Origin of the sequence: Alteribacillus sp. YIM 98480, assembly GCF_009765375.1 — a bacterium.
Lineage (GTDB): Bacteria > Bacillota > Bacilli > Bacillales > Marinococcaceae > Alteribacillus.
The window spans coordinates 15,016-35,508 of sequence record NZ_VTOK01000011.1 but is presented as its reverse complement, the minus strand read 5'-3'; the positions used below and the strand labels follow the sequence as shown (position 1 = coordinate 35,508).

At 40.1% G+C, this 20,493-nt stretch carries 15 protein-coding genes and 2 riboswitches; of the genes, 11 read left to right on the top strand and 4 right to left on the bottom strand.

Features of this window, described 5'->3' with window-relative positions:
- Positions 1 to 15: 15 nt before the first annotated feature.
- From FZF09_RS14460 to thiE, 5 genes are all read left to right on the top strand, one after another.
- Entirely contained in the window at positions 16 to 459 is a 444-nt protein-coding gene (locus FZF09_RS14460) for a MarR family winged helix-turn-helix transcriptional regulator (protein ID WP_158737323.1), read from the top strand.
- A complete protein-coding gene (locus FZF09_RS14455) occupies positions 456 to 3,782 on the top strand; it encodes an efflux RND transporter permease subunit (RefSeq protein WP_158737322.1) in 3,327 nt (1,108 codons plus the stop codon). The genes FZF09_RS14460 and FZF09_RS14455 overlap by 4 nt, the downstream gene beginning before the upstream one ends.
- A 65-nt stretch (positions 3,783 to 3,847) precedes the next feature.
- Positions 3,848 to 3,955: riboswitch (TPP riboswitch) on the top strand.
- Positions 3,956 to 4,254: 299 nt separating this feature from the next.
- The gene (gene thiD / locus FZF09_RS14450) at positions 4,255 to 5,067 is read left to right on the top strand and encodes a bifunctional hydroxymethylpyrimidine kinase/phosphomethylpyrimidine kinase (RefSeq protein ID WP_158737321.1); all 813 of its coding nucleotides are present in this window, start codon (positions 4,255 to 4,257) and stop codon (positions 5,065 to 5,067) included.
- A gap of 12 nt (positions 5,068 to 5,079) precedes the next feature.
- A complete protein-coding gene (gene thiM, locus FZF09_RS14445; RefSeq protein WP_158737320.1) occupies positions 5,080 to 5,916 on the top strand; it encodes a hydroxyethylthiazole kinase in 837 nt (278 codons plus the stop codon).
- Positions 5,909 to 6,550 (top strand): thiamine phosphate synthase, encoded by a 642-nt coding sequence (thiE, locus tag FZF09_RS14440; RefSeq protein ID WP_158737319.1) that lies wholly within the window; start codon positions 5,909 to 5,911, stop codon positions 6,548 to 6,550. Before thiM ends, thiE begins: the two co-directional genes overlap by 8 nt.
- Before the next feature lie 205 nt (positions 6,551 to 6,755).
- Here thiE and FZF09_RS14435 read toward each other — a convergent pair whose 3' ends face one another.
- Positions 6,756 to 7,790 (bottom strand): oxidoreductase, encoded by a 1,035-nt coding sequence (locus tag FZF09_RS14435; RefSeq protein ID WP_158737318.1) that lies wholly within the window; start codon positions 7,788 to 7,790, stop codon positions 6,756 to 6,758.
- 363 nt (positions 7,791 to 8,153) lie between these two features.
- On the opposite strand from FZF09_RS14435, the gene FZF09_RS14430 reads away from it, so the two are divergent.
- Positions 8,154 to 10,427, top strand: coding sequence for an FAD-dependent oxidoreductase (locus FZF09_RS14430; RefSeq protein ID WP_158737317.1), 2,274 nt, complete (start codon positions 8,154 to 8,156; stop codon positions 10,425 to 10,427).
- Positions 10,428 to 10,456: 29 nt separating this feature from the next.
- Positions 10,457 to 12,586: an assimilatory nitrate reductase catalytic subunit NasC gene (gene nasC / locus FZF09_RS14425; protein ID WP_158737316.1), complete on the top strand. Its 2,130-nt coding sequence runs from the start codon at positions 10,457 to 10,459 to the stop codon at positions 12,584 to 12,586.
- Positions 12,587 to 12,660: 74 nt separating this feature from the next.
- Here nasC and FZF09_RS14420 read toward each other — a convergent pair whose 3' ends face one another.
- Entirely contained in the window at positions 12,661 to 13,008 is a 348-nt protein-coding gene (locus FZF09_RS14420) for a hypothetical protein (protein ID WP_158737315.1), read from the bottom strand.
- A 324-nt stretch (positions 13,009 to 13,332) separates the two neighbouring features.
- Between FZF09_RS14420 and cobA the strand changes: the two genes are divergently transcribed.
- From cobA to FZF09_RS14400, 4 genes are all read left to right on the top strand, one after another.
- Complete coding sequence (cobA, locus tag FZF09_RS14415; RefSeq protein WP_158737314.1) at positions 13,333 to 14,502, top strand: uroporphyrinogen-III C-methyltransferase; 1,170 nt, start codon at positions 13,333 to 13,335, stop codon at positions 14,500 to 14,502.
- Between the two features lie 25 nt (positions 14,503 to 14,527).
- Positions 14,528 to 16,957, top strand: a complete 2,430-nt coding sequence (nirB, locus tag FZF09_RS14410) for a nitrite reductase large subunit NirB (RefSeq protein ID WP_158737313.1) — start codon at positions 14,528 to 14,530, stop codon at positions 16,955 to 16,957.
- Between the two features lie 26 nt (positions 16,958 to 16,983).
- On the top strand, positions 16,984 to 17,307 hold the full coding sequence (gene nirD / locus FZF09_RS14405; RefSeq protein ID WP_158737312.1) for a nitrite reductase small subunit NirD: 324 nt from the start codon (positions 16,984 to 16,986) through the stop codon (positions 17,305 to 17,307).
- 238 nt (positions 17,308 to 17,545) lie between these two features.
- Positions 17,546 to 18,265, top strand: a complete 720-nt coding sequence (locus FZF09_RS14400) for a hypothetical protein (protein ID WP_158737311.1) — start codon at positions 17,546 to 17,548, stop codon at positions 18,263 to 18,265.
- Between the two features lie 10 nt (positions 18,266 to 18,275).
- Here FZF09_RS14400 and megL read toward each other — a convergent pair whose 3' ends face one another.
- Both megL and thiT read right to left on the bottom strand, forming a co-directional pair.
- Entirely contained in the window at positions 18,276 to 19,451 is a 1,176-nt protein-coding gene (gene megL / locus FZF09_RS14395) for a methionine gamma-lyase (RefSeq protein WP_370514466.1), read from the bottom strand.
- 108 nt (positions 19,452 to 19,559) lie between these two features.
- On the bottom strand, positions 19,560 to 20,129 hold the full coding sequence (gene thiT, locus FZF09_RS14390; protein WP_158737309.1) for an energy-coupled thiamine transporter ThiT: 570 nt from the start codon (positions 20,127 to 20,129) through the stop codon (positions 19,560 to 19,562).
- 75 nt (positions 20,130 to 20,204) lie between these two features.
- Positions 20,205 to 20,304: riboswitch (TPP riboswitch) on the bottom strand.
- Between the last annotated feature and the right edge of the window lie 189 nt (positions 20,305 to 20,493).

The following is a 20,493-nucleotide window of genomic DNA, read 5'->3' as shown; positions in this document are numbered from 1 at the left end:
AGGAGGGGGGATGGGATGGAAAAAGAAGAATTATTAAAGTCGATTAGTAATGCTTTATTTGATTTATCTTTAAACATTCACGAAGAATTTGGAGGCGTTTATCAAGAAATACCTGAGCGTTACCGCTTTGTTATCATACTTATTTCTAAATATAAAACACTATACGTAAAAGATCTCGCAGACCTGCTTCATATCTCCCCTAGTTCGGTAAGTCAGATGTTATCAAAAATGGAAAAAGAAAGGTATATCGTAAGGGAATTAGATCCCGGGAAAAGGCGGCAGACTTTTGTCAAACTAGGAGTGGAAGGAGAAAAAATACTTAGGAAAATGACGGAAACCACAAATAAAATTTATTCAAAATATCTTATCAAGTTATCTTATAATGATCTAGTTTCATTCCAGCAAATTGCTGTAAGAATTAAAGAAGTTGTAGAGTCGGAAAGGGAGGCAGCTGAATGAAGCTCACAAATTTGTCGATCAGACGACCAAAATTAACGATAGTAGGCATGATTTTATTTATTTTATTAGGAGGAGTGTCATTAACAAATCTGCCTCTTCAGTTGTTTCCTGAGATCAACCCTCCGGTAGGAGCCGTGGTCACAAGTTATCCTGGAGCGAGCCCGGAAGAAGTGGAAGATAAAGTAACAGAGCCATTAGAAGAAGAATTGTCTACACTGTCTGGACTTAGCAATATGACGTCCACTTCCGAAGAAGGGATGACCCTCGTTTTACTGGAATTTTCTTGGGATTCTACCATTGATGAAGTGGAACAGGATATTATTACATCAATGAATCAAGCTGTCCTTCCAGATGACGCGAATGACCCGAGTTTTTTGAAGTTTGATCCATCGATGATGGGCATGGCACAAATGGCAATAACTTCAGATAATCAGGACATTCAAGATTTTCAGGGAGACGTAGAGGGGTTTCAGTCAGAACTTGAAAGAATAGATGGAGTCGCAAACGTTGATACGTCCGGAGAGGTAACGGAACAATTTGAAATCAATCTGGACCAAGAAGAACTTGAAAGTAATCAATTGTCGCAAGAAGATATTGTAAATGTTGTGCAATCTCATGATATTACGCTTCCCGGTGGAACAATTGAAACCGGAGATCGAAGTTTAACCACGCGTGTGTTAAATACGTTAGCTGGAGAAGAAGATTTATCAGAACTAGTGATAGGAGCCGATCCGCAAAACGGTGAAGAGCTTCTGTTATCAGACGTGGCAGAAATTGAATTGACGACAGCTGAGCAAACAGCTATTACAAGAGCTAATCAGGAGCCTGCTTTACAGATGACGGTTATGAAAGAGACAGATGCTAATACAGCACAGGTCTCGAAAGCTTTTAATGAAGAGATGGAATCATTGCTTGGTGAAGAAGAATATGAAGATTTAACGGCAATCTCTTTTTATGATGAAGGGGAATTTATTCAAGAATCTATAGATAGTGTTTCGATGGCACTCATACTTGGCGGCGTGTTTGCTATGGTTGTTCTGTTTTTCTTCTTAAGAAACTTGAAAACACCTCTTATCATAGGCATTGCGATACCTTTTTCTGTTATTGTTACTTTTGGTTTCTTATATTTTACGGATGTCAGCTTAAACCTTATGACACTAGGTGGTTTAGCTCTTGGTATCGGGATGCTTGTTGATAACGCTATTGTGGTTATTGAAAATATATACCGCCATTTATCCATGGGGAAAACCTCCAGGCAAGCTGCGGCAGAAGGAACTAAAGAAGTAGGAGGAGCTATTACTGCATCTACTTTAACGACAGTGTCCGTTTTCTTGCCTATTGTGTTTATCAGTGGTATTGTTGGCAATATTTTCACCGAATTTGCACTTGCGGTTGCATTCAGCTTACTTGCTTCATTACTGGTCGCCTTAACAGTTGTTCCAATGATGTCAAGCCGAATGCTCACACCTCCAGATGAAGACAAGGAACGAAAAAGACAAAATTCTTCCTTTATAAAAGGATTAGAACGCTCTATTACATGGGTGTTAGGTCATCGGTTTATTACTTTATTTATTACATTTCTTTTGCTGGTCGGCGGTGGTGCTGGTCTCACAGCAACAGGCATTAACTTTTTACCGGCAACTGATGATGGATATTTTACAGTAGATGTCGAAATGGATTACGGAACGAATCTGGATAGGACAACAGAAGTAATGGAAGAGATTGAAGATATACTTGACGATGAATCGGTTGTAGCAGATTACATGTCCGTTATCGGTTCCTCCGAAGAATCGGCTGGAATGGGCGGGCCTTCCGGGTCGCATGAAGCTCAAATGTTTATAACGATGACCGATTTAGAAAATAGAGATCAAAGCACCATCGACTTTGTCGAAGAAATTGAAAGTGAAGTTACAAGTGTGGATGCTGACGCTGACATTTCGTTATCGACTCAGGCAGCAGTTGGCGGCGGTGAAGCAAATACGGTTGTCTTTTCCGTCAGTGATAATAACACGGAGGAACTAGAGGAAGCGGTAACAGCTATTGAAGATGACTTAAACGATGAGGATGAGGTTAGAGAAGTAGAAACATCTGCTGATGAAAGAGCACCTGAAATGCAAGTTCGTGTAGATCAAGATGCAGCTCGTGATAACGGGTTAGTTCCAGCGCAAATCGCAGACATTGTTCACAATGTTACACGAGGAGAAACAGCCACTTCTATACAAACGGACAGTAATGACAACTATGATGTGATTGTAAAGTATTCTGAAGAGTCTCTTGAGAATCAAGAAGATCTAGAAAACCTTCTTATTCCTAATGGGGAGGGAGAATACATTGCGCTTGATGATTTGGCTACGATCGAAGAGGGAGAAGGCCCGGCTGTCATTAACCGATTGGATCAGGAGCGAAGTGTAGAGTTTACAGTAACTTACAGCAGTGATACGAATTTAAATGACATGTCAATGTTAATTGAAGACATTATTGAGGATGCTGATTTAGCAGACAGCACCAGCTACGCTTTTTCTGGGGAGCAAGAATTGCTTGACGATGCAATTGACAGTCTAGTATTTGCTTTTCTTTTAGCACTTTTATTTATCTATCTGGTGATGGCAGGTCAATTTGAATCCTTTAAATATCCGTTTGTCGTTATGTTCAGCGTGCCGCTTGTCGTGATAGGGGTAATGCTTGCCCTTACTATTACACAGACGCCGCTTAGTGTAACGGTCTTTATCGGTTTAATCGTACTTGCTGGTATTGTGGTGAACAATGCGATCGTGCTGGTTGATTATATTAACCAAATGAAAGAAAAAGGTATGCCTGCAAGAGAAGCCATTATTGAAGGGGTAAAACAGCGTACTCGCCCTATTTTAATGACTGCTGTTACTACAATTTTAGGGGTTGTTCCGTTAGCTCTTGGACTTGGAGAAGGTACAGAAATTCAGCAGCCGATGGGGATTGCTGTGATAGGAGGACTTATCAGCAGTACATTCCTTACATTGTTTGTCATTCCTGTGGTGTACAGTTTCTTTGATAAAGAGACAAGAAATATGAATAAACGATATGTGACGCCTGAAGGCAGGGTTATATATTCTTATGAACTTAGACGCTATTATCAGGAAAGTGCTGCACAAGAAGAAAATGCGCTTCCAGAAAGTACCTATAATGAAGCAGGATCAGATAAAAACATTCGCAATACAAATCAAAATGAACATTTATCAAAAGATGATATTATTTACCTGTTAGAACGTATTCTTCAACACTCCAAAGGAAAGTCCAACGAGGAAGAGCAAGAAAACAAAGAAGATAGAGACAAAAATAATGAGTAACAAAGTAGAAGCTGTTATTTGACACTGTTATCGCTGTCAAGTAACATGGAAATAACTTAAAACAAATGATCCACTAGGGGCGCTGTGATAGCTGAGATGATGCAATGCGAAGCATCGGTCCCTTTGAACCTGATATGGGTAATACCATCGTAGGAAAGTGGAGCGAAGACTTGTAATATGGTATTAATATGTCGACCGCTCTCTTTTCGGAGAGCGGTTTTTATACTATCGGAAAGTTTAACTTTGCTAATGGAATAAAGTACCAGTAAAAGACTGAGGCTTCTGCGATTCGGACTTGGCCGCAAGCCGAGTAATACTAACACTATTGTAAAAGTGATGATGGGATAAAGAATAAGAAATCAACGGCACACGTGCAATTGCTGCCGCGCTGTCACTGGCTGAGGGGTTTTGGCAGTTTTCTTTTACAAATATAGACAAGCTAAGTTTTTCAACTTGATGAGGAGGTAATAATATGAGAAGAGTACCAAGTGCTTTATCAATTGCTGGGACAGATCCAACCGGCGGAGCAGGAATACATGCTGATTTAAAAACGTTTCAGGAATGCAAAGCCTATGGAATGGCCGTGGTCACTTCAGTTGTAGCTCAAAATACAAAAGGAGTTCAAGATGTTTGGCATGTTCCGCTTGAAATGGTGGAAAAACAAATGAAAGCAGTTTTAGAAGATATTCGCCCAAATGCCGTGAAAACGGGTATGATTGCTACTCCAGAAATGATTGAGAAAGTGGCAGATTTGTTAGACGGGGAAGATATCCCCCTTGTAATCGACCCGGTTATGGTGGCAACAAGCGGTGACTCATTAATAGAACAAGAATCAACATCGTTAATGAAAAATCGTTTAATGCCTCTTGCCCACGTGGTGACACCTAACATAGCAGAAGCTGAAACACTTACAGGGTTAAGCATTAAAACCCAGGAAGAAGCGGAACAAGCAGCTAAAATGCTTGTAGATGAAATGGGTGCGTCAGCTGCAGTGGTTAAAGGAGGACATTTTACAGGTGATGCCACCGATATTTTATATGTTGATAGGCAAATCGATTATTTAACAGCTCCTCGAACTGATACAAATCATACTCATGGTACAGGATGCAGTCTTTCCGCTTCTATTGCAGCTTACTTGGCAAGAGGAAACACTATTAAAGAAGCTGTTACAAACAGTAAAACGTTTATTTCTCAAGCCATTCACGATACGCTAGGTATTGGTAAAGGAAACGGACCCGTAAACCATTGGGCTTCTCGATTAAAAAAGGATGATATTTTAGTTTAAGGAGGAGCTGGCGTGAGAAGTAAAGAAGCAAGTAAACTTTTAGAACAAGTAAGAGAGCAAAAACCATTAATTCATAACATTACAAACGTAGTTGTTACCAATTTTACTGCAAACGGCATTCTATCTATGGGTGCTGCGCCCGTAATGGCGAATGCTGTACAGGAAGCAGCTGATATGGCTTCAGCTGCGGATGCGCTCGTATTGAACATTGGCACCTTAAATGAGACACAAATAGAAGCAATGATGCTGGCAGGAAAGGCCGCAAATAAAAAAGGAATCCCCATTGTGCTTGACCCTGTAGGAGCTGGAGCAACGGCTTACAGAACAGAAACGGCTCGTAAGCTTCTAGAGCAGCTAAATATTATGCTGCTCAGAGGAAATGCGGCGGAAGTGTCTGCGATAGCAGGTTTAGAGAGTGATATTCGGGGTGTTGATGCTTCAGGTAGAGAAAAAAATATGGAAGCTATCGCCTCTCATGCGGCCAAGACCCTAAATATTGCTGTAGCAGTGACAGGAGCCAAAGATGCTGTAGCTGATAACAGCTGTTTATACTCAATTAATAATGGCCATTCCATGCTGACAAGGATTACAGGCACTGGATGTCTAGCTAGCGCGGTCATCGCAGCCTTTCTTACTGTAACAGAAAAAACCGCCTCAGGAGCTGCTGCTGCATTAGGTTATTATGGGGTTGCAGCAGAAAGAGCAGAAGGATTTGCATCAATGCAAGGTCCTGGGACCTTTCAGATCGAATTGCTTAATGCCCTTTACCACGTTGGAGAAATGGATTTTAAACAACAACTGCATATTGAAAAAGAAATATTAGATCGCGGGGGTTCAACTCATGAATAAAGAAACTCTTTTGCTTTATTTTATTATGGGAAGTAATAATACATCACAACCCCCTTCGCAAGTTTTGAAAAAAGCAATCAACGGAGGTATTACATGCTTTCAATTTAGAGAAAAAGGCTCCGGGGCATTAGAGGGGAAGGAAAAAGAAAAAATGGCTGGAGAACTGCAATCCATCTGCCGCGAACACAAAATACCGTTTATTGTAAATGATGATACAGAACTTGCTATTTCATTACGTGCAGATGGTATTCACGTGGGACAAGATGATGAGTCTATCCAAGAACTAAAGAAGAAATGTCCATCTTCTATGCTTATTGGAGTATCTGCTAAGACAGTAGAAGAAGCGAAAGAGGCAGAAAGCCAAGGGGCTGATTATATTGGAACCGGGCCGATGTTTAAGACCACAACTAAAGAGGATGCTGAATTACCTATTGGGCCCGGCGGCATACGGTCATTGAGAAAACAAGGTATACAGATGCCAATCGTCGGCATTGGCGGCATCAATGAAACCAATGCTGTTGAAGTAATAGAGGCAGGTGCGGACGGGGTTTCCTTTATATCTGCTATCAGCCAGGCTGATGATCCAGAAAAAGCAGCCAGCACATTAAAAGACAGGTTAACCAAAAGGTACTGATAATACGTTATCGGTGAACAGAATTAAACCACGGCTTCCACCATGAGACTGGTGAAAACTGTGGTTTTTCTAATTCTAACAAGAGTGAAGAACCCTGCTGCTTGAGATGGAAAACCATCTTAACTTCAAATAACGTTCGGTCTAGAAACAAACAGAAATAGAGAACATATTAAACCCTTTCGCAATGTATGTTTGCAACAAAATATTAGGAGCGAAAGGATACAACAGTGTGGTTTTGACTGCTTTTCTCCGCTAATTCTATAACTTTAATAACGCGGGCCGCTTCATGTGCAGTTACAGGTGGTTGATGCCCTTCTAAAATAGCATCACGAAATTTGATATAGTATTGTTCGTATGCTCCTTTTACACTTGGTATGTTTCTATTTCCATTTTCATCTGTCAGGATGGCCTGATTATCTTTTAAATCTTCTCCCCATCCTTTATCTCCAGGTTTTCCACCAATCTTCAACATATCTTCCTGGGAATCCAGTCCATACTTAACGAAACTTCCTTTTGTGCCATGAACAATATAACGGGGGCTGTCGCCAATCGCCACGGATCCCGAACGAAGGATGACACGCTTTTTTTCATATCCTAAAATAACGTGAAAATAGTCTGCTGTTTTTCCGTTTTCACGCTGCACCTGAATATCTCCGAAAATTGTCTCAGGTTCTCCGAATAACAAAAGAGCCTGATCAACCAAGTGGGAACCAAGGTCATACCAAGTTCCTGAACCAGGAAGATTCTGTTCCCTCCATCTATCTCTTACTTCAGGCCGGAAACGGTTCCAGACCGCTTCGTATGTATGTACGCCTCCAAGTTCTCCGTTTTCCATACATTCTTTTAATGTTAGAAAATCATTGTCCCAGCGTCGATTATGGTAGACGCTTAGAAGAAGTCCTCTCTCTTCGGCAATGACAATCAGTTCTTCTGCTTCTTGTAAGTTTGGTACAAATGGTTTTTCCAACACAACATGCTTGTTGTGCTCTAGTGCTTCTTTTGCCAGTTGGTAATGAGTAGTATTTGGCGTAGTTATAATCACAGCATCTAGTTCAGAATGCCGGCACACGTCCTCTGCACTGCTGATTACTTCAGCGTTCGGAAGCTGGTCTTTTACTTTGCCAGGATTAGAAGAGGCAACGTGAGTAATTTCTACATTTTTTACAGTATCAATTACAGGAGCATGAAAGGTAGCCCCGGAAAAGCCAAAACCTATCAATCCTGTTCTAATATAAGACATATGATCACTCCTCTTGTGGTGGCTTACATTATCTCTTGGTTCTTATTTCGTGAACGTATTGGTTTTTCCTGCTTTTTGAGCGCTGCAAAATGGTTTGCTTAAAGACGAAAAATTCCGTTATATTTCTATTTTTAGTATTGCAGAGGAGAATAGTTGAGAATGAAACTAACTGCCACATAGAACTAACTACTTGAACACGCCTAAACATTAACAATTTTCCCTGACGTTATCATTTCTAACGTAAAAAAATAAAAAACTATGTCATGTTTCCTTCCTAACTTGTAGAATATCCTTTTGAAATGAGAAACAATGAACATTAAGAATGTGAAAATAGAGATGGAACGTTCTGCTGGAGGGAGAAAAATGAGAAAGAAACTTATTATTATAGGAAACGGTATGAGCGGATTGCGTTTCATAGAAACGATCATTTCTCACGATAGTGACTCTTTTTCTATAAGATCTTTTGGTGAGGAACCAACGCTTCATTATAATCGCGTCAAACTTTCTTCTTATTTACAAAATGAAACAAACGAAACTTCTTTGTTTTCTCATACGGATGCGTGGTATAAGGAAAACTACGTAAATATGCATACAAATGAACAAATTATTCGGATAGATACAGATAAAAAACTCGTTTATACGAATAGAAATGAATCATATCCGTATGATCAATTAGTTTTAGCAACAGGTTCAAACCCAGTTCAATTAAATATCCCAGGCCATGATAAAGAAGGAGTATATACTTTTAGAACTTTGCAAGACGCAAAGGACCTTAAAGCACTGGCTGCAAAGGCCCGGAGAGGGATTATAGTAGGTGCTGGATTTTTAGGGTTAGAGGCAGCTTATGGTCTTTCTAAAGCTGGGATGGACGTGAACGTTATTCAAAGAGGCGATACTTTATTGACACCACAGCTGGATGACACTGCTTCTCTCTATTTACAGAAGGAATTAGAAAAGCGTGGTATCTCTTTTTATTTCGATCAATCACTTGAAAGCATAAAAGGCAAGAAACGAGTAGAACGCGGGATCCTGCAAGATGGTACGGAAATTGATACTGACTTAGTACTCTTTACGGTTGGCATTAAGCCGAATATAGAAGTTGCTAAAGAAAGCGGGATTAAGACAAACCGCGGTATAGAAGTCAACGATTATATGCAGACAAGCGCAGCGGATGTGTATGCAATAGGAGAGTGTATCGAACATAATGGTATCTCCTATGGACTTGTTCCACCAGTATATGAACAGGCTGAAATTGCTGCACATCATATTTGTGATATGCAAAAAACGGCTTATAACGGTTCTCCGTCCTACAGCCATTTAAAAATTGCAGGTATTGATTTGTTCACTGCTGGAAGCATCGAGGAATCCAAACAAACAGATAGTATTGTGCATGCGGACAGCACGAAGCCGCTATATAAAAAAATGGTACTCCAAGATGATGTGATTAAAGGAGCTATTTTATTTGGTGATACTTCTGCAGCAGATGAAATTTCAAAACGAATTATTATTCAAAAAGCCTTATCTTATCAAGAAAAAAACCAGCTGCTTTCCGATAAAAATATGAATGAGGAACTGATTGATTCTTCTCCAGAAACTATTGTTTGTAAATGCAATCAAGTAAACAAGCAAACTATTCTTCAACATATAGCAGCAACAAAAGACCCGAGCCCGAGTACTATACAGGCTTCAACGAAAGCTTCTTCCTCATGCGGCGGCTGTTCAGGGGACGTTTCAGGTCTGCTTCGCGTTTTTGATCAATGTAAGCACCAAGTACGGAAAGAAACGATGTGCTCTTGTACTTCCTTAGAGGGTGAAGAGGTACGGGAATTAATATATAAAGGGATTTGGAAAAATGTATCAGATGTAATTACTGCGGCTGAATGGAGGGCAGAAGGATGCGATACTTGTTTGCCGGCTCTGCACTATTATCTGTCTGTACATGGACAAACAGAGCTGACTTCGCCTCCGTGGATTCATAAAGAAGAGGCTGGCACTGTAACTATTGAATCCCTGCCCATAAAAGAAGATGCAACACCAATAGTATTAAGTACCTGGCTGCGTTTGGCCGATAATATTTCTTTTTCTTCCTTGAAAATGACTGGAGATCGCAGAATAATGCTCACAGATGTATCTTTGGATGATGCAGAAATGGTTTGCGAAACGACTTCCACACCGATGGCTGCACAACCTTCAGCACAATTAGAACCGTTTTCCTTACAAGTGCCTGATGGAAAAAGCGAGCTGGAAGAATTGGAACATTTCTTATTTCCGTTATCGTTTCCAGCCCCATTTTCTATAGAAACAACAAAAACGTACCCTGGTTCCGTAAAACGTAACGGATTGACCCTTGTCAGAAGCGGGGATACGTGGGAAATGCATGTTAGTGGAAGTGAGGATCGTCTTATTTTATATGTTTTTTCAAGCGCAGATTTAAAGGAATTTACAGAAACGATCATACAGTATTACCGGGAAAATGCTCTTTACAAAGAAGCCTTTGCAGATTGGATAATAAGGGTGTCACCACCTGTTATTCGAGAAATTCTTTTATCAGAAGAAGAGAGAGAAGGATTGCTCTATCGGATGGAAAAACAAGTCCGTGATGTATGGAAAATGAAAAAAGAGATGATTACCCTTTAGCCACCACAGCAGGATAAGGAGGAACCTTTATGAATGAAAGCATGCTTGCCAGCTTTCGGGAACGTCAAAAAACAGCAGCAGAAGAAACGGTTTATGAAACACAATGTCCTTTTTGCAGTATGCAATGCAAAAAAAAAGTCATCGAGGAAAAGAGTGCAGGACGATATCGTTATAAAACCATTGGCATGGATAATCCAACAACGAAGGGGCGTCTATGCGTTAAAGGTAAAAATGCCTATCAGCACGCCATTCACCCAGAACGTATTACTTCCCCGTTAATTAAGGAGAACGGAAACTTTCGAAAGGCTAGTTGGAAGGAAGCGTTAAACGTAATCCAACAGAATGTAAATGCCCTTCAAACAGAGCATGGATCTGACTCCGTTTCTGTTTACGGGGGAGGCTCTTTAACGAATGAAGAAGCTTATTTGCTCGGAAAATTTGCCCGTGTTGGTCTTGGTACAAAATACATTGATTATAATGGCCGCTTCTGTATGTCTTCTGCTGCATCAGCTGGTATGAAAACATTTGGTTTAGACAGAGGACTTACTAATCGGTTAGAGGAAATTCCTGAGACAAAATGTATTATACTTGCCGGTACAAATGTAGCCGAATGCCAGCCCACATTCGTTCCTTATCTAGAACAAGCGAAAGAAAACGGCGCTTTTCTAATTGTAATAGATCCGCGAGAAACAGACACAACAGCCTTGGCAGATCTGCACCTCAAAATAAAACCAGGTAATGATCGAAAGCTTGCTCAGCTGCTTGAAAAAATGGTGATAGAAGAACGGTTACAAGATGAAACATTTTGTGAAGAAAGGACGAACGGTTATACCGAGCTAGTGGACAGCCTCAAAGATATATATGTGGAAGAAGTATGTGAAGATATAGGGCTCACAGCTCAGGATGTTTATGAAGCGGCTGTTCGGTTTGGCAGTGCAAAAACGGGTATGATTTTTACAGCCAGAGGGGTAGAGCAGCAAACGGATGGACATGAATCGGTACGCCATTTTCTTAACCTTTTGCTTCTAACTGGAAAAATAGGTAAACGAGCTTGCGGGTATGGTGCTATTACTGGTCAGGCCAATGGGCAGGGAGGGCGTGAACATGGTCAAAAAGCTGACCAGCTTCCTGGCTACCGCTCTATAGAAATTAAAGAAGACCGAGAATATATTGCTCATGTATGGGGAGTGAAAGAGGAAGAGCTTCCTGAAAAAGGAGTATCGGCGTATGAAATGATGGAACGAATGGAACAAGGAGAGATTAAAGGATTATTTCTTATAGGCTCAAATCCTGTTATTTCAAATCCAAACGCTAACCTTGTTCGTCGAGCTCTTTCTTCCCTTTCTTTTATGGCAGCTGCTGAAATGTTTATGACAGAGTCCGCTTCATATGCAGATGTCATTTTGCCTACAACTTCATATTTAGAAGATGAAGGAACATTAACGAATATGGAAGGTCGTGTAACCTTACGTGAAGCTTCTCGTAAACCAATCGGAGAAACCAAACATGACTGGCAGATTATATCTGAAATAGCAGTAGTTTTAGGTAAAGAAAAATATTTTGATTATAGATCACCAGAAGAAGTGTTTAATGAATTGCGGCTCGCTTCTAAAGGTGGGAAAGCGGATTACTATGGAATAACGTACGAACGGATTCGAAAAGAGTCAGGAGTCTTTTGGCCTTGCTCGAGTGAAGAAACCGTAGGGGAGCCTATTTTGTTTTCACGTTCTTTTGAAACAGATGACGGAAAAGCTAGATTATTTTATAACAAGCCATCTTTGGAAATAAAAGAATCAGTAAATGAAACATACCCGCTTTATATGACAACGGGAAGAACGATGAACCACTATTTAAGCGGAGCACAAACGCAGAAAAGTTCACGTCTATTGGCACGAGAATTTGAATCGTTTGTGTATGTTCACCCGGACACTGCTCGATCCTATGGAATACGGCCAGGAGAATTAGCAGTCATTTCCTCAAAGCGCGGGGAAACACTGCTTCGCTGTTCCTATTCTAAAGATATAAGACAAGATACACTGTTTGCACCCATGCACTGGGGAGGAGAACAAAATATTAATAATCTCATTGATGGGAAACTGGATCCGATTTGCCGTATGCCTGGGTTTAAACGAGCAGCGGTATCTATTCGTCCTTATTAAAAAGATAGGAGCTGTCTTAAGGATTAAATTATCCAAATGACAGCTCCTTTTTTATGTGAAGAAAGATATTTCACTTACGGGAATTTTAAAGGAGCAGTAATATCATGTTGATCACGGTAAGAACGGTAAGAAACAATTTGGTGGTCGGACGTATAAACATCCATTTGTAATATATAAGAATCTCTCATTTCTAAATAATAATGAATGCCGTCTTCGTTTAGCCGGTAAAAAGTAAAGGACATCCCCAAAAATGTTTTATTTGTTTTTTTTCTCTCCGGGTGGGTTTGAATATATTCGGCCAACTGTTCAACTGTAACCGTAGAGGTACCAGTAATATCATATAATTTTTCTTTTACCAATATACTTACTTGTTGAAACGTTATTTTTGTTTTCTCCATCACGTTTTTAAAATATCCTGCCATCGTATTCCCCCTTCTTTTTATTAAGGTTTGATCTTATGTATAAATTTATGCTCGTCCTCAACTCTTCATCACTTCAAATAAAACGATTGTTTTTCAAATTAAATACAAAGCAAATCAAATTAGCCTTATTTTATTGAGGGAAAAACTGTTATATAAAATTTTTAACTACTTACCAGCCTGTATGCCTTTTGTGTGTAAGAAATATTCCTACTGAAAAAACATGTTAGGTTATCTAACACAATACAACACATGTTAATTTTTTTAACCTAGAATGATAATTAACATAAAGAGAAAAACAACATTTTCAAAAAGGTGGAGAGACGAATGAAGAGTAAAACTGGGAAGATATACTTCGTAGGAGCTGGTCCCGGCGACCCAGAATTAATCACATTAAAAGGTTTAAAAGCACTGCAGCAAGCAGAAGTCGTCGTTTATGATCGCCTCGTTCATCCGTCTCTATTGTTAGAAGTAAAAGCAGATACGAAGCTAATTTATTGCGGAAAACAGCCTTGCAAGCATACGCTTCGCCAAAGCGATATTCAAAAAGAGTTAATTATACAAGCGAAAAAAGGAAAAACAGTCGTTCGATTAAAGGGCGGTGATCCCGCTGTTTTTGGAAGAGTTGGTGAAGAAGCAGAAGCAGCTGCTAAGCAGAGGATAGCTTATGAAATTGTTCCAGGTATTACTGCGGGTAGTGCGGCAGCTATTTATTCTGGTGTGCCGCTGACTCACAGAGACCATTCCCGCTCTTTTGCTATAGTAACCGGGCACAGCAGAAACAAAGACGGCAAGCCTAACATTGCATGGGGAGACTTGGCAAGAAGCGTGGATACGATTGTTTTTTACATGGGTGTTAAAAACCTTTCCTATATAGCCCAACAACTTATAAAAGAAGGAAAAGATCCATATACAAGCACGCTGGTTACGGAATGGGGAACGTACGGAAGACAGAGGTCTATGACTGGTTCCCTTGCTGAAATCCCTCATATGGCTGAAAAGTATAACATGAGCAACCCAGCAGTTATTGTAGTAGGCGATGTGACAAAGCTGCATGATTCCTTGCAGTGGATCACTGAAAAACCACTGAGTGGACAAGGGATTATTACTATACCATCAGATACAACAGACAAACACTTTGCTCAAGGATTAGAAGAAGAAGGAGCTGGGGTTTATCTCTTAAATAAAACAACCGAAGAATCAGACTTATCAAAAAACTCCAAAGAAATCATGGCTCGATTAATAATGGACGGACACGCAAATTATGTGCTGGTTCAAGATGTACCATCAGCGAAAGCTTTGTTGAATGACACGAAAGGGATCAGCTTCGAAAGTGAAGACATTTTTTCTCACGTTTCGTTTATTTGTATGGGCAAAGAGACAGAACAAGTTGTGCGAGAACGTGGGTATAAGCCCGCTGTAGTACTCCCAGTCCTTTCAAGTACAGACACACTGGTTGATGCGTTAAGCGAAAAACAAAATCAAGATATTGTGTAAACCAAGTAAGAGGAGTGGAATGAAAATGGAAAAAGAAAGATTAGTATTAATTGGAAACGGTATGGCAGGTATACGCACGATAGAAGAAATTTTAAAAAGAGATCCTAATAGATTTCAAATCACAGTATTTGGAAAAGAACCTCATCCTAACTACAACAGGATTGCACTATCTTCTGTTTTGCAAGGAGACAGCAGTGTAGATGACATTATTTTGAATGATTATGAGTGGTACGAAAAGAACGGTATTGAATTGTATACTGGAGATCCAGTCGTTAAAGTAGACAAACGAAGGAAAAAGATCCATAGCAAAAACGGAATAGTATGTGAGTATGATCATTTGATTTTTGCGACAGGTTCTAATCCATTTATGCTCCCGTTACCTGGTGCGGATAAAGAGGGAGTTATAGCCTTTCGTGATATTAAAGACTGCGAAACAATGATAGAAACTTCTAAGCATTATAAAAAGGCAGCAGTAATAGGCGGCGGTCTTTTAGGTCTGGAAGCGGCCAGAGGGTTATTAAACTTAAATATGGAAACAGAAGTCATTCACATTTTCGATTATTTAATGGAGCGCCAGTTAGATGCACCGGCTTCTGATATGCTGCGCCGAGATCTTGAAGAGCAAGGCATGCGTTTTCACATGAATAAGCAAACAGAAATGATAAAAGGTCACGACAGAGTAGAAGGCTTAAAGTTTAAAGATGGTTCTTTCCTAGAAGCAGATCTGGTTGTTATGGCTGTTGGAATTAAGCCAAATATAGAATTAGCTAGTGATACGGGTCTTAAAACAGAACGGGCCATTGTTGTCAATGATTTTATGGAAACAAGCGCAAAAGACATTTATGCCGTGGGAGAATGTGCCGAACATAACGGTATCGCTTACGGTTTAGTTGCTCCATTATATGAACAAGGAAAAGTATTGGCTGATCACATATGCAGCAAAGAGACAGAAGGTTATCATGGATCTTTAATGTATACTAAGCTGAAAGTTTCCGGAGTTGACCTTTTCTCAGCCGGCCAGTTTCAAGATGAAGAAGATACACGTGCCATAAGGGTACATGATGAGTTTGAAGGAATTTATAAAAAAGTAGTTGTGAAAGACAATAAAGTAGTTGGATCTGTTCTATATGGCGATACTTCCGACTCGCCGCGCCTGCTTGACATGATGAAAAAAGGGCAGGATATTTCGAATATGAACAAAGCGGTTATTCTGCCTTCGGAGGATGAGAATAGTTCAGGAGAAAGTCCAGTGGTTTCTATGGCAGATGATGAACAGATTTGTGATTGTAATGGTGTTTGTAAAGGAGAAATTGTAGAAGCAATTAACAACGATGGACTTTCTACTGTTGCCGACATTACAAAGCACACAAATGCAGGTCGTTCATGTGGAGGATGTAAACCGCTCGTTTCTGATTTATTATCCGCAACTCTTGGTGATGAAGCAGTAAGCAATCAAAAGGAACCAATGTGCGGTTGTACAGATCTATCTCATGATGAAGTATCAGAAGCTATTAAGGAAAAGCAATTATCTTTCACTAGAGAAGTAATGAATGTGCTCGGTTGGGAATCAGAAGAGGGGTGCTCCAAATGCCGGCCAGCTATCAACTATTATCTTGGTCTTAATAAGCCGGAAGAGTATGAAGATGATCATACGTCCCGTTTTATAAACGAAAGAGTACATGCAAATATTCAAAATGATGGTACCTATTCCGTTGTGCCTCGTATGTACGGCGGGGTAACAGATCCGGATCAACTTCGTAAAATCGCGGACACAGCTGATAAATATGAAGTGCCGATGCTGAAAGTAACAGGCGGACAACGTATCGATATGCTTGGTGTAAATAAAGAAGATTTACCTTCGATTTGGAAAGATCTTGGTATGAATTCAGGCTATGCGTATGCTAAATCAATCAGAACTGTAAAAACATGCGTTGGGGAAGACTTCTGCCGCTTTGGGACCCAAGACTCTATCGGAATGGGTATTCAAATTGAAAAGAAATTTGAACGCTTGAACACGCCTCATAAAGTGAAAATGGCTGTCTCAGCCTGTCCGAGAAATTGTGCTGAATCTGGAATAAAAGATATCGGTATTGTCGGCGTTGAAGGAGCTTGGGAGATGTACGTTGGCGGTAATGGCGGTGTTGATCTAAGAGGTGGAGACTTATTCTGCAAAGTCGAAACGGGAGAAGAGTTGTTAGACACTATGAGCGCCTTTTTACAATATTACCGTGAGGATGCACGCTACCTTGAAAGAACTTCTCACTGGGTAGAACGCGTAGGACTTGATCATATTCGATCTGTAGTATTAGACGACGATGAAAAACGCAAGCAGCTCATTGAAAACATGGAAAGAGCCCTGCGTGCACGTCCAAAAGATCCGTGGACGGAAGTATCCGAAAACGAAGCCAAGCAAAAAGAATTGTATGAGAAAAAACAATTGGAAGTTGTTCAATAATTTTTGGTTAGAAAAGGGGAATAAAAATGCAATCCACCAAAGATGAAAAGCAAGTGATGATTTGTCATATCGATGATTTAGTAGAAGGTGTTCCTAAAGAAGTCATCGTTAATGGAGAATCGATTGCTGTATTCAAAACAAATAAAGGGAAGGTTAACGCATTGAAAAATAGCTGTCCCCATAAAGAGGGTCCTCTCTCTCAAGGGATAGTCAGTGGTGATCACGTGTTTTGTCCGCTTCACGATTGGAAAATCAGCGTAGAAACAGGTGTGGTAGAAGCTCCTGATGAAGGCTGTGTGAAAAAATTCCAAACTGAAGTGAAAAATGAAGCAGTCTATCTCGTTTTATAACTTATCTATGAAACTGTCATTCGTGTATCGCGAATGGCAGTTTTTTGTGTAAACGGGTTTTTAGGTCTTGAAAAGGAAGGGCGATCGGAGTATTGGAAACAGCTATGGCACGTAGGCGGCTGACGCGAAGAAGCGAGAAAGTTACTGGCCGATCTATGCTGTTTTAGGTGTAGGTTTTTTCATTCAGATGCAAGGGAAAACTTTTAATGTTGCTTCAGGTAAGAAGGGAGAAGGTAAAATGACATTTGATTCGCTTGCATTAGTCATTGTATATCTGCTCGTACAGTTATTTGCAAATAAAATTATTTCTTCGTCAGCGATCGGTCGTTTTAAATGGCTGTCATTTTCTGGTGGTGTGGCTGTATCATATGTATTTGTTTATGTGCTTCCATCTTTACATAAAGAGCAAGAAGGATTTTCCCAAACAAAAGGGCTGACGATGGAATCGGAATTATATATATTAGGGCTCTTGGGGCTGCTTATTTTCTATGGAGTGCATAAAGCAGCAGAAAGAGCAGCTAGGGAGCATGAGAAAGGAGAAGGACACTTTTTCTGGATTCAAATGGTATTTTTCTCACTTTATAACATGCTTATTTCCTATATTATTTTTGCTTCTGACATAGAAGGTATTGAAGCAGTGTTTTATGGTGTTGCTGTTGGATTTCATTTTATGGCTGTTTCTCACGACATGTGGAGGGAAGACAGCAAGCGGTATGAGTCACTAGGAAGATACTTGCTTGCTGTCGGAATTGTTGCTGGCTGGGTAACAGGGGTGTTTGCTCCGCTTCCTTCATTTGTTCTCGCCATTGTGTTTGCTTTTATCTCCGGTGCAATGGTGTTAAATGTTCTGAAAAAAGAGCTGCCATCTGAGGAAAATGCACATTTTAAAACATTTTTGGCAGGATCTCTTGGTTATACAATCATTACTTTAGCATTAAAATACTTTTTTGACTGGTGAAAGAAGGTTATTACAAGGCATCCAAAGCTTGTTCAATGTCCTGCCATATATCCTTTTCTGCTTCAAGCCCTGCCGACAGCCGTAACAAGCGATCACTAATCCCCATTTTGTTTCTCGTTTCGTGTGGGACAATAGCATGTGTCATCGTCGCAGGGTGTTGAATTAACGTTTCTGCGTCTCCTAAACTAACCGCAATTTGGATCATTACAAGATGATTCATAAACGACTGAGCTGCCGCTTTGGTTCCTTTTAGTTCAAAACTTATTAATCCGCCGAAATGGTCCATTTGCTTTGCTGCTAAGGAATGTTGAGGGAAATCTGGGTCACCGGGGTAGTATACTTTTTCGATTTTTGAATGGTTTTTCAATCGCTCACTGAGTAATTTTGCGTTTTCAGAGTGACGTTTCATCCGTAAAGATAATGTTTTTATACCCCGTAAAAGCAGCCAGGCATCAAATGGCCCAAGAATTCCTCCCATGTCTTTTTGAGAAGAGCGTCTTACAAGAGATATAAAATCTGTACTACCTGCTGCAAGGCCTGCGATTACATCTCCATGTCCCCCGATGTATTTTGTGGCACTGTGCAAAACGACATCTGCTCCGAATTCCAGCGGCCTTTGTAAAACAGGAGAAGAAAAAGTGTTATCTACGATATAGAAGAGGTTGTGCTGCTTGGCAATGTTCCTAATCATCTGCAAATCAACTAATTTCATCGTTGGATTAATGGGGGTTTCTACGTAAATAGCTTTCGTTTGCGGTCGTAATAATGATTCAATGGTTTCTTTCTTATCCATATTGACAAGACTAAAATCAATATTAAATCGATCTTTTAACATTTGAAGGAGACCAAAGGTACAACCATATACACCTTCTGAAACAAGAATATGGTCACCTGTTTTTATAACCGAGGTCACCACAGCAGAAACAGCGGCCATCCCGGAACTAAATGCTATTCCTTCTTCCCCGTTTTCAAGGTCCGCTATTTTATATTCTAGTTCCTGAACTGTAGGGTTTCCTAATCTGGAGTAAACAAAGCCGTCTTCTTCTCCGGCAAACCTTCTTTCTCCTTCTTCAGCAGATGTAAACGAAAAAGTAGAAGTTTGAAAAATTGGCGGTATGAGACTGCCATGATAAAACCGGGAAGAATAATTTCCGTGAATCAGGCGGGTATCGATACTTTTATTCATTATCGTCATTCCCCTTTTTATTAAGATAAGGCTTCTATATAAGTATATAAAAAGGCCTCCGTTACATGCACATCAGTGTGCGAAAGGCAACGGAGGACCAAAAAATGATTAAGCAGCAGATTGGACGCTGCGCCCATCATAGAAAAACTGAGGCCTGTATTTAGAAATGAGGATAACGACAAAGATCGTTATTAGCATTTCAGGAACGAGATAAGAAGCATTATATACTGCTGAATACGTTACAACCGGTACACCGTCTGGGGCATATTCACCAAACCATATCAACCCTGCACTGAAATGATCGATGAAACGAAGCAGCGTGCCAAAAGCTACACCAATAATGATCAGGAAAACGGGCACTTCATGTTTAAAGTGATTTCTGCTGACAAATAAACCGGCCAGCCCAAGAACGGCATAAGCAATCGGATATTCGAGTATAAATTGTATAGGATGGACAATAATGGCACCGAAAAGAATTTGAAGGATCCCAGTTAAAAAACCGGTCGTTACCCCTGCTTTCCACCCTCGACGAAAAGCAATAACAAATATGGGGACCATTACGAGCGAAATGGATCCTCCCATCGCCCAAGGAGCACTAAATTCAATATAGCTTAAAATAATTGAAAGCCCTGCCATAAAAGCAATTTCTAACATAATCAGCAAACGATTATTCTGCATAACTTAAAAAATCCCCTTTCACTGCCACTGGGGAAAAGGGGGATGGTGTTTAAAGAAAACAGCCTGTAAGTAAGAATGCTTCTCACACCACTTCCCTACGCTGGTCTCAGCCAGATCAGGTTCTAAGAGTTGAGACAATCGTCTCTCTCAGTCAATGACACCCCTAGTGGACATATAGTATTTCTTTTAATGTAGCATATATTAAAATGTTTGCAAACGAATGCGATGATCCTATATATTCCATTTGTAAATAAATATATTATTCGCAAAATTATATTTTTTCTTTTATAATCGAATTGTTAAAACATAAAAATGTATGAATAAGGGAAGGTGGTGAGATTAATTCTGTAAGCGGTATCAGATC

Excerpts from the sequence above, each read along its gene's own strand:
- FZF09_RS14460 (WP_158737323.1), top strand. The coding sequence starts at position 16 with ATGGAAAAAGAAGAATTATTAAAGTCGATTAGTAATGCTTTATTTGAT.
- FZF09_RS14455 (WP_158737322.1), top strand. The coding sequence starts at position 456 with ATGAAGCTCACAAATTTGTCGATCAGACGACCAAAATTAACGATAGTA.
- thiD (WP_158737321.1), top strand. The coding sequence starts at position 4,255 with ATGAGAAGAGTACCAAGTGCTTTATCAATTGCTGGGACAGATCCAACC.
- thiE (WP_158737319.1), top strand. The coding sequence starts at position 5,909 with ATGAATAAAGAAACTCTTTTGCTTTATTTTATTATGGGAAGTAATAAT.
- FZF09_RS14435 (WP_158737318.1), bottom strand. The coding sequence starts at position 7,790 with ATGTCTTATATTAGAACAGGATTGATAGGTTTTGGCTTTTCCGGGGCT.
- FZF09_RS14430 (WP_158737317.1), top strand. The coding sequence starts at position 8,154 with ATGAGAAAGAAACTTATTATTATAGGAAACGGTATGAGCGGATTGCGT.
- nasC (WP_158737316.1), top strand. The coding sequence starts at position 10,457 with ATGAATGAAAGCATGCTTGCCAGCTTTCGGGAACGTCAAAAAACAGCA.
- FZF09_RS14420 (WP_158737315.1), bottom strand. The coding sequence starts at position 13,008 with ATGGCAGGATATTTTAAAAACGTGATGGAGAAAACAAAAATAACGTTT.
- cobA (WP_158737314.1), top strand. The coding sequence starts at position 13,333 with ATGAAGAGTAAAACTGGGAAGATATACTTCGTAGGAGCTGGTCCCGGC.
- nirB (WP_158737313.1), top strand. The coding sequence starts at position 14,528 with ATGGAAAAAGAAAGATTAGTATTAATTGGAAACGGTATGGCAGGTATA.
- nirD (WP_158737312.1), top strand. The coding sequence starts at position 16,984 with ATGCAATCCACCAAAGATGAAAAGCAAGTGATGATTTGTCATATCGAT.
- FZF09_RS14400 (WP_158737311.1), top strand. The coding sequence starts at position 17,546 with ATGACATTTGATTCGCTTGCATTAGTCATTGTATATCTGCTCGTACAG.
- megL (WP_370514466.1), bottom strand. The coding sequence starts at position 19,451 with ATGAATAAAAGTATCGATACCCGCCTGATTCACGGAAATTATTCTTCC.
- thiT (WP_158737309.1), bottom strand. The coding sequence starts at position 20,129 with ATGCAGAATAATCGTTTGCTGATTATGTTAGAAATTGCTTTTATGGCA.